12 protein-coding genes are annotated in these 15,966 nt (G+C 71.1%); 10 read left to right on the forward strand and 2 right to left on the reverse strand.

Annotated features, from left to right (window positions below; genetic code table 11):
* Window positions 1-15: 15 nt before the first annotated feature.
* From ACZ7M7_RS10275 to moeZ, 10 genes are all read left to right on the forward strand, one after another.
* Complete coding sequence (locus ACZ7M7_RS10275) at window positions 16-108, forward strand: Ms4533A family Cys-rich leader peptide (RefSeq protein ID WP_370264589.1); 93 nt, start codon at window positions 16-18, stop codon at window positions 106-108.
* A gap of 192 nt (window positions 109-300) precedes the next feature.
* Entirely contained in the window at window positions 301-2,019 is a 1,719-nt protein-coding gene (locus ACZ7M7_RS10280) for an ABC transporter substrate-binding protein (protein ID WP_472114715.1), read from the forward strand.
* A gap of 4 nt (window positions 2,020-2,023) precedes the next feature.
* Window positions 2,024-3,019 carry an ABC transporter permease gene (locus tag ACZ7M7_RS10285; protein ID WP_472114718.1) on the forward strand — a complete coding sequence of 332 codons (996 nt, stop codon included), beginning with the start codon at window positions 2,024-2,026 and terminating at the stop codon, window positions 3,017-3,019.
* Complete coding sequence (locus ACZ7M7_RS10290; RefSeq protein WP_472114721.1) at window positions 3,016-4,077, forward strand: ABC transporter permease; 1,062 nt, start codon at window positions 3,016-3,018, stop codon at window positions 4,075-4,077. The genes ACZ7M7_RS10285 and ACZ7M7_RS10290 overlap by 4 nt, the downstream gene beginning before the upstream one ends.
* Window positions 4,074-5,738, forward strand: coding sequence for a dipeptide ABC transporter ATP-binding protein (locus tag ACZ7M7_RS10295; protein WP_472114724.1), 1,665 nt, complete (start codon window positions 4,074-4,076; stop codon window positions 5,736-5,738). Before ACZ7M7_RS10290 ends, ACZ7M7_RS10295 begins: the two co-directional genes overlap by 4 nt.
* Window positions 5,739-5,950: 212 nt before the next feature.
* Complete coding sequence (locus ACZ7M7_RS10300; RefSeq protein WP_472114727.1) at window positions 5,951-7,660, forward strand: DUF3492 domain-containing protein; 1,710 nt, start codon at window positions 5,951-5,953, stop codon at window positions 7,658-7,660.
* Window positions 7,657-9,036: a hypothetical protein gene (locus ACZ7M7_RS10305; protein WP_472114730.1), complete on the forward strand. Its 1,380-nt coding sequence runs from the start codon at window positions 7,657-7,659 to the stop codon at window positions 9,034-9,036. Before ACZ7M7_RS10300 ends, ACZ7M7_RS10305 begins: the two co-directional genes overlap by 4 nt.
* Before the next feature lie 392 nt (window positions 9,037-9,428).
* A complete protein-coding gene (locus ACZ7M7_RS10310; RefSeq protein WP_383603093.1) occupies window positions 9,429-10,469 on the forward strand; it encodes an NAD-dependent epimerase/dehydratase family protein in 1,041 nt (346 codons plus the stop codon).
* Window positions 10,457-11,341: a spherulation-specific family 4 protein gene (locus ACZ7M7_RS10315; RefSeq protein ID WP_472114733.1), complete on the forward strand. Its 885-nt coding sequence runs from the start codon at window positions 10,457-10,459 to the stop codon at window positions 11,339-11,341. The genes ACZ7M7_RS10310 and ACZ7M7_RS10315 overlap by 13 nt, the downstream gene beginning before the upstream one ends.
* Window positions 11,342-11,404: 63 nt before the next feature.
* On the forward strand, window positions 11,405-12,583 hold the full coding sequence (gene moeZ, locus ACZ7M7_RS10320) for an adenylyltransferase/sulfurtransferase MoeZ (RefSeq protein ID WP_383628210.1): 1,179 nt from the start codon (window positions 11,405-11,407) through the stop codon (window positions 12,581-12,583).
* Window positions 12,584-12,666: 83 nt separating this feature from the next.
* Here moeZ and ACZ7M7_RS10325 read toward each other — a convergent pair whose 3' ends face one another.
* The gene (locus ACZ7M7_RS10325) at window positions 12,667-14,217 is read right to left on the reverse strand and encodes an alpha/beta hydrolase (protein WP_472114736.1); all 1,551 of its coding nucleotides are present in this window, start codon (window positions 14,215-14,217) and stop codon (window positions 12,667-12,669) included.
* 135 nt (window positions 14,218-14,352) lie between these two features.
* The gene (locus ACZ7M7_RS10330; RefSeq protein WP_472114739.1) at window positions 14,353-15,900 is read right to left on the reverse strand and encodes an alpha/beta fold hydrolase; all 1,548 of its coding nucleotides are present in this window, start codon (window positions 15,898-15,900) and stop codon (window positions 14,353-14,355) included.
* Window positions 15,901-15,966 lie beyond the last annotated feature (66 nt).

The following is a 15,966-nucleotide window of genomic DNA, read 5'->3' on the forward strand; positions in this document are numbered from 1 at the left end:
TACATATTTCTGCACATGTCGACCCGTCACGCCCCCTCTCGCGCCGCCATCGAGCTGGCGCTGATCGGTGTGACCGCCCTGTGTGTGGCCGACATCGACTGTCGCTGACGCCCGCCCCCTGGCGTTCGCGTCGCGATCTTCTTCCTTCACTCCTGTGAGTCGCTGACGGGTTTCCGGCCCGTGGCGTGCTCTTGGGCTGCCGACGACCCGACGCCGGGGCAGACGTCTGTGCACTTCCGTCTCACTCCGCGTCATTTCGTCTCGATATCCGAGACTCATCATTCCGAGAGGTCGTCTCCGATGCGTCAATCGTCCGTCATAGCGCGCCGCGTGGCCGCGGCATCCGTCAGCCTGGTCGTGGCAGCGGGCGCCGCCGCCTGCGGGCCTGAGGACAACGATGCCAAGAGTGCCGGCGGCGACTCCACGCCCCACAAGGGCGGCACGCTCACGGTCCTGAACTCCAATCCGCAGCAGGACTTCGACCCCGCCCGTCTGTACACCTCGGGCGGCGGAAACGTCCCTTCCCTCGTCTTCCGTACGCTCACCACCCGCAACCGCGAGAACGGTGAGGCCGGCGCCGAGGTCGTCCCCGACCTCGCCACCGACACCGGGCGCCCCAACAAGGACGCGACCGTGTGGACGTACACCCTCAAGGAGGGCCTCAAGTACGAGGACGGCACCGCGATCACCTCGGCCGACATCAAGTACGGCATCGAGCGCTCCTTCGCCCCCGAACTGTCCGGCGGCGCCCCGTACTTGAGGGACTGGCTGGTCGGCGCGGCCGGCTACCAGGGGCCGTACAAGAACAAGAAGGGCCTGACGGCGATCGAGACGCCGGACGAGCGGACCATCGTCTTCCACCTGAACAAGCCCGAGGGCGAGTTCCCGTACCTGGCGACGCAGACGCAGTTCACGCCGGTGCCCAAGGACAAGGACACCGGCACGAAGTACGAGGAGCACCCGGTCTCGTCCGGCCCGTACAAGGTCGTGAAGAACGAGAACGACGGCGAGCGGCTCACCCTGGAGCGCAACACCCACTGGTCCGCCTCGACGGACGCGGAGCGCAAGGCCTACCCCGACAAGATCGACGTACGGTCCGGGCTCGACTCGTCGGTGATCAACCAGCGGCTGTCCGCGTCCCAGGGTGCGGACGCGGCCGCGGTCACCACGGACACCAATCTCGGCCCGGCCGAGCTGGCCAAGGTGACCGGTGACAAGGAACTGGCCGCGCGCGTCGGTACCGGACACTTCGGCTACACCAACTACATCGCGTTCAACCCGAAGATCAAGCCGTTCGACAACGTCAAGGTGCGCCAGGCCATCTCGTACGCCATCGACCGGTCGTCCGTGGTGAACGCGGCGGGCGGGTCCGCGCTCGCCGAGCCCGCGACCACCTTCCTGCCGAACCAGAAGTCCTTCGGCTACACGGCGTACGACCACTTCCCGGCGGGTGCGGCCGGCGCCTCGGCGAAGGCCAAGGAACTGCTGAAGGAGGCCGGTTACGCGAACGGGCTGACCGTCACCCTGACCCACTCCAACGCCAAGGACTTCGAGACCAGCCCCGAGATCGCGACCGCGATCCAGGACGCGCTCAAGAAGGCGGGCATCACGGTCAAGCTGCAGGGTCTGGAGGAGAACGACTACTCCGACAAGATCCACAACGTGAAGACCGAGCCCGGCTTCTTCCTCGCGCACTGGGGTGCCGACTGGCCCTCCGGCGGTCCCTTCCTCGCCCCGATCTTCGACGGCCGGCAGATCGTCAAGGACGGCGCGAACTTCAACACGGGCCTGCTCGACGACAAGTCCGTCAACGCCGAGATCGACGCGATCAACAAGCTGACCGACCTCGACGCCGCCGCCGCGCGGTGGGGTGCGCTGGACAAGAAGATCGGCGAACAGGCGCTGACCGTGCCGCTGTTCCACCCCGTCTACAAGCGGCTGTACGGCGAGGACGTCAAGAACGTCGTGATCAGCGACTGGAGCGGCGTGCTGGACATCTCCCAGGTCGCGGTGAAGTAGCGCCGTGAGTGAGGCAGTTCTCGTCACCGAGGCTGCCGAGGCCCCCGGAGCGCCCGCTCCGGGGGCCTCGGGGGCCCGTCAGTTCTGGCGGCGGCTGCGGACGCAGCGCGCCGCCCTCGTCGCGGCGGCCGTCGTCGCGCTCCTCGTCCTGGTCGCGCTCGCCGCGCCGCTGCTCACCGCGATAGAGGGCCAGGACCCGACCACCTACCACCCGTCCCTGGTGGACTCCGCGCGCGGGGGCGTGCCCATCGGGTCCTTCGGGGGAGTGAGCGCCGACCACTGGCTCGGCGTCGAACCGCAGACCGGGCGGGACCTGTTCGCGCGGCTGGTCCACGGCGCCCGGGTCTCCCTCGGGGTCGCCCTGGCCGCGACCGTCGTCCAGGTCGCCATCGGCGTCGTGGTGGGCGTCGCGGCCGCGCTCGGCAGCCGCTGGGTCGATCAGCTGCTGAGCCGGTTCACCGACGTCATCGTGGCGATGCCGCTGATGATCATGGCGTTGGCGCTGCTCGCGATCGTGCCGTCGAGCTTCCCGCGACCCGTGCTGGTCGCCCTCGTGATCGGCCTGATCGCATGGGGCAACATCGCGAAGATCGTGCGCGCCCGGACGCTCACCCTGAAGGGGCTCGATTACGTCGCCGCCGCCCGGCTCAGCGGCTGGGGCACCTGGCGCATTGCACGCCGGGAACTGCTGCCCGGCATCGCCGCACCGGTCATCACGTACGCGGCCCTGCTGGTCCCGGCCAACATCTCCGTGGAGGCCGCCCTGTCCTTCCTCGGCGTCGGGGTGAAGCCGCCGACGCCGTCCTGGGGACAGATGCTCACCGCCGCCGACGTCTGGTACCAGGCCGTACCGCAGTACCTGCTGCTGCCCGCCGGCGCGCTCTTCGTGACCGTCCTCGCCCTCACCGTCCTCGGCGACGGCGTGCGCACGGCGCTCGACCCGCGCGCGGCGTCCCGGCTGCGCGTGGGCACGGGCCGCAAGAGGGAGGCCAAGGCATGAGCGGCTTCCGGGGTCTCACCAAGCTCACCGGGCTTGCCAAGCTCACCGGTCTCACTGGTCTCACCGGTTTCACCGGCTTCGTTCTGCGCCGGACCGTCGGCGTCGTCGTCACCCTGTTCGCCATCTCGGTGATCGTCTACGTCGTCTTCTACGTCACCCCCGGCAACGTCGCCCAGATCACCTGCGGCCCGCGCTGCTCGCCCGCCCAGGTGCAGCAGGTCGCCGAGCAACTGCACCTGAACGACCCGCTGTACACGCGTTACTGGCACTTCCTGCAGGGCCTGGTCGCCGGCCAGGACTACTCGACGGGCGCGTCCGTGCAGCACTGCTCGGCGCCCTGCCTCGGGCTGTCGTACCAGAGCGACCAGCAGGTCACGGAGCTGATCCTGGCGAAACTGCCGGTCAGCCTGTCGCTCGTGCTCGGTGCGATGGTGCTGTGGCTGATCCTCGGCGTCGGCACGGGCGTCCTGTCCGCATGGCGACGCGGCCGTCTCACGGAGCGGCTGCTGACCGGCGTCACGCTCGCCGGCGTGGCCACGCCGGTCTTCGTCATCGGCCTGGTGCTCATGATCGTCGTCTGCGGGCAGCTCCAACTGCTGCCGTTCCCGCAGTACGTCGCCTTCACCGACGATCCCGAACAGTGGGCGTGGAACCTGCTGCTCCCGTGGCTTTCCCTGGCCCTCATCGAGGCGGCGGCGTTCGCCCGTCTCACACGCGCGTCCATGCTGGAGACGCTGGCCGAGGACCACATCCGCACCTTCCGGGCGTACGGCGTGGGCGAGCGGTCGGTCATCGGACGGCACGCGCTGCGCGGGGCCCTCGCGCCGGTCATCGCGCTCAACGCCAACAACTTCGGCGGCGCGGTCGGCGGCGCGGTGCTCACCGAGACGCTCTTCGGCCTGCCCGGCATCGGGCAGGAACTGGTCCACGCGGTCAACGTCGTCGACCTCCCGGTCGTCGTCGGCATGGTCCTGGTCATCGGCTTCTTCGTGGTCGTCGCCAACGCCGTCGCGGACGTGCTGTACGCGGTGGCCGACCGACGGGTGGTGCTGGCATGAGCCTCGTGGACGTCACCGACCTGACGGTCGAGTTCGGGTCCTTGCGGGCCGTCGACGGCCTCTCCTTCCGGCTGGAGCAGGGCGCCGCCCTCGCCCTCGTCGGTGAATCCGGCTCCGGGAAGTCCACGGTCGCCTCGGCGTTGCTCGGGCTGCACCGCGGCACGGGCGCACGGGTCGCCGGGTCGGTCGAGGTCGCCGGTGTCGACGTACGGCAGGCGTCGGACGACGAACTGCGGCGATTGCGCGGCGGGAAGGCGGCCATGGTCTTCCAGGACCCGCTGTCCTCGCTCGACCCGTACTACGCGATCGTCGACCAGATCGCCGAGGTGTACCGCACACACACACGTGCCTCGCGACGAGCGGCACGCGCGCGTGCGGTCGAGGTGCTGGACCGGGTTGGAATTCCGGACGCACCACGCCGATCCCGTTCCCGCCCGCACGAATTCAGCGGTGGCATGCGCCAGCGCGCCCTCATCGCCATGGCGTTGGCCTGCGAGCCCGACCTGCTGATCGCCGACGAGCCGACGACCGCGCTCGACGTGACGGTCCAGGCCCAGATCCTCGACCTGCTGCACACGCTCCGCGAGGAGACCGGCATGGGCCTCCTCCTGGTCACCCACGACGTCGGCGTAGCCGCCGAGAGTGTCGACGAGGTGCTCGTGATGCGCCACGGGCGGTCGGTGGAACGCGGCCCGGTCGCCGACGTCCTGGGCACTCCGGAGCAGCCGTACACGCGCGAACTGCTGCACGCGGTCCCGCGCGTGGATGCGCCGCGCGCCATCCATGAGGGTGCCAAGGGGCCGGAGGGAGCGACGAAGGCCTCGGTGGATGTCGTCCCGCCGGATGTCGTCCTGTCGAATGTCCCGTCGGATGTCGTCCTGGAGGCGACCGGCCTGCGGCGTGAATTCGGGCGCGGGAAGCGGGCGTTCACGGCGGTGGACGACGTGACGCTGACCATCCGCCGCGGCGAGACCCTCGGCGTCGTGGGGGAGAGCGGCAGCGGCAAGACGACCCTCGGGCGGATGCTGGTCGGCCTCCTGGAGCCCACGTCGGGCGAGGTGCGTTACGACGGCCACGCACGCGTGGGCGTGAATCCCGCCGTGCAGATGGTCTTCCAGGACCCTGTCTCCTCCCTCAACCCCCGCCGCACCGTGGGCGAGTCGATCGCCGACCCGCTCCGCGCGCGGGGCGAGGACGACGAGGGGCGCATCCGCGGGCGCGTACGGGAACTGCTGGAGCGCGTGGGGCTCGAAGCGGCGCACTACGACCGCTACCCCCACGAGTTCAGCGGCGGTCAGCGCCAGCGCGTGGGCATCGCGCGGGCGCTCGCCGCCGACCCGCGCGTCATCGTCTGCGACGAGCCCGTCTCCGCGCTCGACGTCACCACGCAGGCCCAGGTCGTGGCCCTGCTGGGCGAGTTGCAGCGTGAACTGGGGCTCGCGCTCGTCTTCGTCGCGCACGATCTGGCCGTCGTACGCCAGGTCAGCGACCGGGTCGCGGTGATGCGGGGCGGACGGATCGTCGAGGAGGGCCCGGTCGACGAGGTGTACGACAACCCGCAGGACCCGTACACCAAGCAGCTCCTGGCCGCCGTACCCGCGCTCGACCCGCGGATCGCGGCCCAGCGGCGGGCCGCGCGACGGGAGTTGGCCGCGGTGTGACCGTCCGAGCCGTTCAGGTGTGACGATGCGTGCGCGTTTACTCTCTTAGCGCGACGGAACGCGACCCGCACGGGAAAGTTACGACCGTTCACCCCTTTTGGTGGCGCGATGGACAACCGTCCGTCGCGCCACCGCCTTGTCCGCTTACGTTCGTCCCGCTGTGAGCCGCCGGGGGAACGGCGGCTCCCCTAAGGGAGATCGGGGGTGTACTCGTGCGCATCGGACTGATTGCGGAGGGTGGCTATCCGTATGTGAGCGGTGACGCCAGGCTCTGGTGCGACCGGCTCGTGCGCGGGCTCGGACAGCACGAGTTCGACATCTACGCGCTCAGCCGCAGCGAGCGCCAGGAGGACGAGGGCTGGATCCCGCTGCCATCGCAGGTCAGCAGGGTGCGCACGGCGCCGCTGTGGGCGGCCGAGGACGACGGGGTGGTGTACGGGCGCCGCGCGCGCCGGCGGTTCGCCGACTGCTACGGCGAGTTGGTGGCGGTGCTCTGCGCAGGGGCCACCACCGAAGCCTCCGGAACCCTCGAGGACGCGTCGGCCACCGAGGCGGACCGTTTCGGCAACGCGCTGTACGGCCTCGCCGAACTCGCCCGCGACGAGGGCGGGCTGGTGGGAGCGCTCCGCTCCGAGTCCGCCGTACGCACCCTCGAGCGCGCCTGCCGGGCGCGGGGCGCCCTGAGCACGGCGCGCGAGGCGCGCGTCCCCGATCTGCTGGCCGTTGCCGGCCATCTCGAACGCGCCCTGCGCCCCCTCTCGCTCGACTGGTACGAGGACGACGGCCTGGGCTCGGTCGACCTGTGCCACGCCACGTCCGGCGGCGCCGCGGCCCTGCCAGCCCTGCTCGCCCGCCACTTCCACGACGTACCGCTGCTGTTGACCGAGTACGGGGTCCGGCTGCGCACGCACTACCTGGCCGAAACCGACTCCTCGCCCACCGTGCGCTCCCTGCTCGCTGCCCTCCACGGCAGGCTCGCCGCCGAGTCCTACGCCCGGGCCGCCCTCATCACGCCGGGCAACGGCCATGCCCGCCGCTGGCAGGAACGCTGCGGCGCCGACCGCGCGAAGCTGCGCACGGTCTACCCCGGCATGGACGCCGACCGCTTCGCGGAGGCCGGCGAGGGCCCTGAGCGCTCGGACCCGGACACACTCGTCTGGGTCGGCCGCGTCGAACCGGCCAAGGACCTGGTGTCGTTGCTGCACGCCTTCGCCGAGGTCCGCAAGGAGGAGCCGAAGACCCGCCTGCGGATCGTCGGCACCGCCGCGGGTACCGAGGGCGCCGCCTATCTCGGCCACTGCAAGGTGCTGGCCGCGCAGCTCTTCCCCGACGAGGCCGAGGGCCCGCACACGGTCGGCCACAACCCGGTCACCTTCGAGGAGATCGGCGGCCCGGAGATCCCGGCCCTCGCCGACGCCTACGCCTCAGGCGCCGTGGTCGTCCTGTCCAGCGTCGTGGAGGGCTTCCCGATCGGCCTGGTCGAGGCCATGTTCTGCGGCCGCGCGACGGTGTCCACCGACGTCGGTGCGGTGGTGGAGGTCATCGGCGGCACCGGTCTCGTCGTACCGCCGCGAAATCCCCGGGCGCTCGCGGAGGCCTGTGTGGCGCTGTTGCGCGACCCCGAGCGCCGCGAGCGCCTGGGTGCAGCGGCACGCGCGCGTGCGCTCGAACTGTTCACCGTCGAGCAGAACGTCGCAGCATTTCACGGCATTTACCTGGAGATCGTCTCGCGCACTCCGGTCCGCCGCGTCGTTCTCGACGACTCCGGCGCCCCCCTGCCCTTCGCCGTCCCCGCCGAGGCCCACGTCCCCGGCCGCTGGACCGACCGAACCGCACGCCTGGTCGCCCGCGGTGGCCCCTCCCGGCCGCCAGGAGCCCCCGTACGCGCCACCGCGCTGCCCGCGACGGGGGGAGCGCGATGAACGGCCTGGGAGGCCTGGACCGCCCCGGCGCCCCCACCAGCCCCGGCGCATGGGACGAGCGCTCGGGGGAGTGGCTCACGCCGGACGCATACGCGCGGGACGACGGGGCGGGAGTGTCGGGCCTGGGGATGGACGCGGCGGCATCGACGGACGCGAGGGAAGGGGCAGCCGACGCGCCGCCCACCACCGCCGCCGACGCCGACGCACGAATCCCTCCCCCCACGCCTGCTCCCACGCGCACCACCGGCACCCGACCAACGGCCACCGACCCCCTCCCCGCCTCCACCCCAAGCCGTCGCGCGGGCGCCGACCCCGTGAAGGCGCTGATGCACCGTCACCGTGACCTGTGCGAACGCGCGGTGGACCCCCTGGACATCGCCGCCGGCCTGGAAGCCCACGGCATCACCGACCGCACCGCCTCCCGCTTCCTGCACCGGGACGTCTTCTCCCTCGCGGAGGAGATGTACGCCCGAGTGCCCCGCGACGCGGAGTCACGCTCAGGCGCCCCGACCCTGGACACCCCCCGCGCCCGAGCCGACTGGATCCTCCTCACCCTCCTCCCCGGAGCCCTCTGCGCGGCGACCGTGACAGCCCTGCACCTCACCCACGGCCAGTCCCGCCTGATCGCGGCCGCCGCAGGAACCCTGGCCGTGGCCCTCGCCGTGCGCGCCGCCCTGGCCCGAGGCCCCCTCGCCGGCAAGGACCGAGCGCATCCCACCACCACGCGGATCAGCTGGCTCATCGCCTACGCCCTCCTCGGCGACGGCCTCCTCCAGGCAGCCGCCGCCGGTGGCCCGGACGCCCTCCCCACCGGCACCGCCGAAGGTCCTTGGCCCCTCACCACAGCCCCCGTACTGGCCCTCGCGCTCTCCTGTGCCCCGGCGGCCTGGTGCGTCCACCTCTTCGCCGTACGAGCCCGCCGCAGACTCTCTGCGAGCCGAGCCCTGGAGGAGTTCGCCACCTCGGCAAAACCCTTGCTCCTGGGCACGTTCGCCCTCTACCTCTGCGCCGTGGCGGCCCTGCTGACCCTCACGACGACCACCCTGAACGAGCCCCTGGCCTACCCCCAGACCCTCACCCTGGGCGCCCTCCTGCTCCTCTCCCGCCTTCTCACCACCCACGGCTTCACCCACGCCCCCGTACTCGTCCTCACCGCCGCAGCCTCTGCCGAGGCAACGGCCCTGGCCTCCCTCTTCGCCGCCCGCCTCCCCGGCTGCGCCTTGCTGGCAACCCCTGTTCAGACCCTGATCGACACATGGGGCCCGGCTGCGATCCCCACCATCGCCTGCGGTGCAGGCGCCCTGACCCTCCTCCTGCACGCCTTGCGCACGGTGACGAGGGCATCGGCACACGCGAAGGCGGACGACGCATGCTGACGCGACAGCCACCACGTCGTGCCCGCACCCGCGTACCGCGGCAGGGGGACGTACCGGGGGGTGCCAGCCCGCAGCGGCGGGCGTCACGAAACGGCCCCTCTCGAGGCGCTGCGACCGCCCGGCCGAGAACGGACACCCCCCGGCGTGGCCCCGCCCCCCAACGCAGCCCCAGGCGCACCGCGAGCCCTCACCCGGCGCCCCGGGCCGCCGCAGGCATACGCCCCCACAGCCACGCCGAACGCCCCTTGTCCCGAAGTCCCCTCCCGCGCGAAGCCACCTCTACCCAAAGCCGTCTCCGGCCCGAAAGCCCCTCTGCCTGAAGTCCGCCCCGAAGGAGAACCCCAAATGATCACCTCCCGACCCGACCACCCCTCGGCCCCGGGAGCCGCCCGATGAGAGTCCTGCTGATCGGAGCCAACGGCTACCTCGGCCGCTTCGTGGCCGACCGTCTCCTCGCCGACCCCGCCGTCCAACTCACCGCGCTGGGCCGCGGTGACGACGCCGACGTCCGCTTCGACCTCGCATCAGGCAGCCCCGGCGCCCTCACCCGCTTCCTCGACGCGGTCCACCCCGGCGTGGTCATCAACTGCGCGGGCGCCACCAGAGGCGGCGCCCGCGAACTCACCCGCCACAACACCGTCGCCGTGGCCACCGTGTGCGAGGCCCTGCGCCGCAGCGGCTGCGGCGCCCGCCTCGTCCAGATCGGCTGCGGCGCCGAGTACGGCCCGAGCCAGCCCGGCTCCTCCACGGCCGAGGACGCCGTCCCCCGCCCCGGCGGCCCGTACGGCGTCAGCAAACTCGCCGCCACCGAACTGGTCCTGGGCTCCGGCCTGGACGCCGTGGTCCTCCGGGTCTTCTCGCCCGCAGGGCCGGGCACCCCCGCCGGCTCCCCCCTCGGCCGCCTCGCCGAGGCCATGCGCCGCGCCATGCAGTCGGGCGACGGCGAGCTCAAACTCACCGGCCTCGGGGCCCAACGCGACTTCATCGACGTCCGCGACGTGGCCCGCGCAGTCCACGCCGCCTCGCTGTCCGCCGCGCAGGGCGTCATCAACATCGGCTCGGGCCGCGCCGTCCGCCTCCGCGACGCCGCAGCCGTGCTCGCCCGCGTGGCCGGCTACGGCGGCGCGCTCCACGAACTCGACGGCCCGCCCGGCCCGTTGCGGGCATCCATCGGCCACCCGCGCCCCGACTCGGACCACTTGTCCCACGTCGGCCACACCGCCCACGGCGCCCACGCGACACACGTGGCCCATGCGGCCCACGCCGCTCAAGCGGGCCAGGTCTCCCCGGGCGCGTACCCGTACCCGGACGGCTGCGGCAGCTGGCAGCAGGCCGACGTACGCACCGCCCGCGACCGTCTCGGCTGGCGCCCCCGGATCAACCTCGAAGAGTCCCTGGGTGATATCTGGATGGAGGCGGCATGCCGTATCTGACCGGCGCCACGCCGACAGCAGCGAACACCGACTTCCGCACCGGCCTCGGCATCCCCGGCTATGCGCACCCCCTGCTCGCCCCGACCGAGTGGGGCGAACTCACCCGCCCCGGCACCCCCCTGGACTGGGTCGTCCTCAACGTCGCCGACGGCCCCGGCGCCCGCCCGGACCCCCACTGCCTGGAGGCCGCCGGCAGGCTCCGCAACGCCGGAATCCGCGTCCTCGGCCACCTCGACGCGGCCCGCCTCGACCCAGCCCACATCGGCACGACCCGCCTCGACAGGGCGCACCTCGACAGGGCTCACCGCGGCACGACCCACGCGGGCAGGACCCACCGCAGCACGGCCCGCTTCGACAGCGGCCACCGCGGCGCGCCCCACGGTGCCGGCCCATTCGACGAGCTGATCGCCGAGGCCCACCGCTACCTCGACTGGTACCTCGTCGACGGCTTCTTCCTCGACCGCTGCCCGACCGAGCGCGCCGCCCTGCCCGAGGTCCGCCGCACGGTCAGCACGCTCCGCGCCCTGCGTGACGAGGCCCACATCGTCCTCGGTCACGGCACCCACCCGCATCCGGGCTACGCCGAGTGCGCCGACCAATTGGTCACCTTTCGCGGCTCGTGGAGCGACTACCGCTGGTCGCAGGTTGCCGAGTGGACGGCCGACTATCCGCCCGACCGCTTCTGCCACTTCGTCCACGGAGTGCCCCTCGGGCATCTCGACGAGGCACTGCGCATCGCCCGCTGGCAGGGCGCCGCGACCATCTGGTTCACCGACCGCACAGATCGCGGCGGGCGCACCGACCCCTGGGAGACCATGCCCGGCTACTGGGACGAAATCGTCTCGCGGATCGGAACAGGTGTCTCGGAATGAAAAAGGCCATGGCACTGTTACGGGGAGAACAATCGTAGTGATAGACCGACCAACGGAGTCCCCGTGTCGCTGCCACCCCTGGTCGAGCCGGCCCCCGAGCTCACCGTAGACGAGGTTCGCAGGTACTCCCGCCACCTGATCATCCCGGATGTCGGGATGGACGGGCAGAAGCGGCTGAAGAACGCCAAGGTGCTGTGTGTGGGCGCCGGCGGCCTGGGCTCGCCGGCGCTGATGTACCTGGCCGCCGCCGGCGTCGGCACGCTCGGCATCGTGGAGTTCGACGAGGTCGACGAGTCGAACCTGCAGCGCCAGATCATCCACAGCCAGTCCGACATCGGCCGCTCCAAGGCCGAGTCCGCGCGTGACAGCGTCAAGGGCATCAACCCGTACGTGAACGTGATCCTTCACGAGGAGCGGCTCGAGGCCGACAACGTGATGGACATCTTCAGCCAGTACGACCTGATCGTCGACGGCACGGACAACTTCGCGACCCGCTACCTGGTCAACGACGCCTGCGTGCTGCTGAACAAGCCGTACGTCTGGGGTTCGATCTACCGCTTCGACGGCCAGGCCTCCGTCTTCTGGTCCGAGCACGGTCCCTGCTACCGCTGCCTCTACCCGGAGCCTCCGCCCCCCGGCATGGTCCCCTCCTGCGCCGAGGGCGGCGTGCTCGGCGTGCTGTGCGCGTCCATCGGCTCCATCCAGGTCAACGAGGCCATCAAGCTGCTCGCGGGCATCGGTGAGCCGCTCGTCGGCCGCCTGATGATCTACGACGCCCTGGAGATGCAGTACCGCCAGGTCAAGGTCCGCAAGGACCCCAACTGCGCCGTCTGCGGCGAGAACCCGACCGTCACCGAGCTCATCGACTACGAGGCCTTCTGCGGCGTCGTCTCCGAGGAGGCCCAGGAGGCCGCCGCCGGCTCGACGATCACTCCGAAGCAGCTCAAGGAGTGGATCGACGACGGCGAGAACATCGACATCATCGACGTCCGCGAGATCAACGAGTACGAGATCGTCTCGATCCCCGGCGCCCGACTGATCCCGAAGAACGAGTTCCTCATGGGCGCCGCCCTGGAGAACCTCCCGCAGGACAAGAAGATCGTCTTGCACTGCAAGACGGGTGTCCGCAGTGCGGAAGTCCTCGCGGTCCTGAAGTCCGCGGGCTTCTCCGACGCCGTGCACGTCGGCGGCGGCGTGATCGGCTGGGTCAACCAGATCGAACCGGACAAGCCGGTCTACTGAGCGAACGGCTTCGCCCCCAGGGCGGAACCGGCTCCGGTGGCGGGGGCTTCGAGCACCACGGGTGCTCGAAGCCCCCGCCACCGTCATGAGCAGACCTTGCCGTCCTTGGGCACCGTCCCCTGAAGCAGGTACGCGTTGATCGCCGAGTCGACGCAGTCGCTCCCCTTCCCATAGGCGGCGTGGCCCTCGCCCTTCCACGTGAGCGTCACACCCACGCCCCTGCCGAGTTCGTCGGCCATTTTCCGGGTGCCCTCGTAGGGCGTCGCCGGATCGCCGGTGTTGCCGACCAGCAGGATCGGTGCCGCACCCGGCGCGCTCACCTCGGGGGTGTCGTACTGTCCGGCCACCGGCCAGTCGTGACACCAGCCCGCCGTGTCCCAGCCCAGCATGGGTCCGAACACGGGTGAGACCTTCTCGAATCGTGGCAGCAGCTTCCTCGCCTCCTCGGCGGTGGGGCGCTGCTTGTCGTCCAGGCACGATATGACCCGTTGCGAGTGGGTCCCCGTGACGTAGTGCCCCGACGGGTCGCGGTCGTTGTACTCGTCGGCGAGCGCCAGGAGCGCCGAGCCGTCTCCCTCCTCGGCCGCATCGAGCGCACTGGTCAGCGTCGGCCAGCTCGCCTCGCTGTACAGCGGCCTGAGGAGACCGGTGAGCGCGAGTGCTTCGGTGAGCTTTCGCTCGGATCCGGTCGGGAGCGGGCTCTCATCGATCCGCTTCAGCAGGTCCACGATCTCCTGCGTGCCCTCCTCGGCACCCCGGCCGGTGGACTCGAGGTAGTTGTTCAGCGCGCGCTGGAAGCCCCTGGCCTGGTTCTCGACGTGCCCCGCCGCGTCGGCGCTCGGGTCGGCGACCGCGTCCAGGATCAGCCGCCCCACATTCTTCGGGAACAAGTGGGCGTAGACGCCGCCGAGTTCGGTGCCGTAGGAGATGCCGAAGTAGTGCATCTTCGGATCGCCGAGGACCTGGCGCATCAGGTCCATGTCGCGGGCGGTGTCGGTGGTCGACACATGTGCCATCAGCTTCCCCGTGGCCTTCTGGCAGCCCTGGCCGAAGGCGGCGGCATCCCGGAAGTAGGCCGTCTCCTCGGCCGGGGTGTCCGGCGTGATGTCCACCGACTCGGCGGCCTGGATCTCCTTGTCGCTGCGGCATCGGACGCCCTCGCTGGCGCCGACTCCGCGCGGATCCCAGCTCACCAGGTCGTACCGCTCGGCCAGTTCGGACGCGTTGGAGGCGTACCACGGCAGGGTGGACACCCCTGAGCTGCCGGGGCCGCCGAAGTTGAACAGGAGCGAGCCGATGCGGTTGTCACCACTCGCCTTGGCGCGGATCAGGGCGAGGTCGATCGTCCTGCCGTCCGGGTCGGCCCAGTCCAAGGGCGCCTTGAGCGTCGCGCACTGCCACTCGTCGCCCGGCGCGGGGGCGCCTCCGGCGGCCTTGCACCGCCCCCAGTCGAGTTTCTGCGAGGTCAGCGAGGCCGGCAGTGTGGTCGCCGAGCCCGTGGAGGTGCCTGGTGAACTCGCGCCACTGGTCTCCCCGCCGGCCTCCGCGCCGTCCGACGACGAGCCGCCGCTGCAGCCCGTCGCCAACAGCACGGCTGCGGCCGTCAGAGCCGTCCACCGTACGAAACGCGCCATGCCACTTCCCCCCTCGCGGGCCGTCCGCACTGTGCCGCGGATGGCGGTCAGGCCATAGTAGGCGGATCACGAAAACGCCGTCGGAGCCTGTGGATAACTCTCTGACCTGCTGTTTTCTTGGCTCTCGGTGCGGTCTCAGGAGCAGACGGTCCCGGCCGCCGGCACCTTCCCGTCCAGCAGATATCCGTTCACCGAGTCCTGCACGCACTTGCTGTTGCTGTTGTACGCCCCATGCCCCTGCCCCTTGTACGTCAGCTCGACGCCCACCCCTTCGCCCAGTGCCTCCACCATCCGCCGCGCGCCCTCGTACGGCGTGGCCGGGTCGCCCGTGTTGCCCACGACGAGGATCGGCGCGGAGCCGGGCGCGCTCACGTCGGGATGGTCGGCGGCGCCCGGCACGGCCCAGTCGGTGCAGCTGAGCATGGACCAGGCGAAGGCGTCACCGAACAGGGGCGAGGCGGCCCGGAATTCGGGCAGCTTCTGCTCCACGTCCGCCGGGGTGTACCGAGGCTTGTCGTCGGCGCAGTTGATCGAGATGTTGGCGGCGGTGATGTTGCTGTACTCGCCGTTCTCGCTGCGCCCGTTCAGCGAGTCGGACAGCAGCATCAGAATCCTGCCGTCACCGTCGTACGCCTGCTCCAGCCCCTCGGTGAGGTACTGCCAGAGGTCCTGCGAGTACAGCGCCTGCGCGATTCCGTTGGTCGCGGCGCTCTGGGTCAGCTCGCGCGGGAAGACGCCCTGGATCGGCTTGCTGTCGAGGTCCTTCAGCAGCTTCGCCATGCGGTTCTTGACGTCCTCTGCGGTGTCGCCGATCGGGCAGTCCTCGACCTTCGAGGTGCAGTCCTCCGCGAAGTTGTCGAGCGCGAGCTGAAAGCCCTTGACCTGCCCGAGTGAGCCCTGCTCTGAGTTCTGCGTCGGATCGACCACCGCGTCGAAGACCGCGCGGCCCACGTTCTCGGGGAACAAGTGGGCGTAGACACCGCCGAGTTCGGTGCCGTACGAGATGCCGAAGTAGTGCAGTTTGTCGTCGCCGAGCACCTGGCGCATCAGATCCATGTCGCGGGCCGCGTCGGTGGTGCGCACATGCGGCAGCATCCCGTCGGAGTTCTCCTCGCAGGCGTCGTTGAACTCCTTGGTGCTGTCCACCAGTTCGGCCCGCTCCGCGGCGTCGTCCGGCGTCGTGTCCTGCTGGAAGTAGGCGTCGAGCTGCTGGTCGTTCTCGCACAGCACGGGCGCGCTGCGGCCGACCCCGCGCGGATCGAAGCTCACCAGGTCGTAGCGGGTGCGCAGCTTCTCGTACCCGTCGCCGAAGGCGGGCAGCGTGGTGACGCCCGAGGCGCCGGGCCCGCCGAAGTTGAAGATCAGCGAGCCGATGCGCCGGTTCGGGTCGCCGCTGGACTGCGCCCGGATCAGCTCGATGTCGATCGTGTCGCCCTTGGGGTCGTCCCAGTCACGGGGCGCCTTCATGGTGGCGCACTGCCATGAGTCGCCGTCCGGCAGAGGTGACGGGCTCCCCGCGCCGCCCTGCGCCTGGGAGGGGGCCGGGCAGCCCTGCCAGCTCAGTTCCTGGGCCGTGAGGTCCTCGTCCCCGGAGCCGTCGTCGCTGCAGCCCGCCAGGAAGGCGGACAGCAGCAGGGCGGCGGCGGTCAGGGCAGCGGCGCGCTTCCGGGGAGGGTTCGGCATGGTCCCATCCTGCGGTCGTACCTGGTGGGGCGCTCGGGGCGCGGTCCGTACGAGGTACGGCTGCGC

This window comes from Streptomyces sp. NPDC111606, from assembly GCF_055656945.1.

Bases quoted from the DNA above. Each gene is read 5' to 3' on its own strand.
- ACZ7M7_RS10275 (WP_370264589.1), top strand. From the start codon at position 16: ATGTCGACCCGTCACGCCCCCTCTCGCGCCGCCATCGAGCTGGCGCTG.
- ACZ7M7_RS10280 (WP_472114715.1), top strand. From the start codon at position 301: ATGCGTCAATCGTCCGTCATAGCGCGCCGCGTGGCCGCGGCATCCGTC.
- ACZ7M7_RS10290 (WP_472114721.1), top strand. From the start codon at position 3,016: ATGAGCGGCTTCCGGGGTCTCACCAAGCTCACCGGGCTTGCCAAGCTC.
- ACZ7M7_RS10295 (WP_472114724.1), top strand. From the start codon at position 4,074: ATGAGCCTCGTGGACGTCACCGACCTGACGGTCGAGTTCGGGTCCTTG.
- ACZ7M7_RS10305 (WP_472114730.1), top strand. From the start codon at position 7,657: ATGAACGGCCTGGGAGGCCTGGACCGCCCCGGCGCCCCCACCAGCCCC.
- ACZ7M7_RS10310 (WP_383603093.1), top strand. From the start codon at position 9,429: ATGAGAGTCCTGCTGATCGGAGCCAACGGCTACCTCGGCCGCTTCGTG.
- ACZ7M7_RS10315 (WP_472114733.1), top strand. From the start codon at position 10,457: ATGCCGTATCTGACCGGCGCCACGCCGACAGCAGCGAACACCGACTTC.
- ACZ7M7_RS10325 (WP_472114736.1), bottom strand. From the start codon at position 14,217: ATGGCGCGTTTCGTACGGTGGACGGCTCTGACGGCCGCAGCCGTGCTG.
- ACZ7M7_RS10330 (WP_472114739.1), bottom strand. From the start codon at position 15,900: ATGCCGAACCCTCCCCGGAAGCGCGCCGCTGCCCTGACCGCCGCCGCC.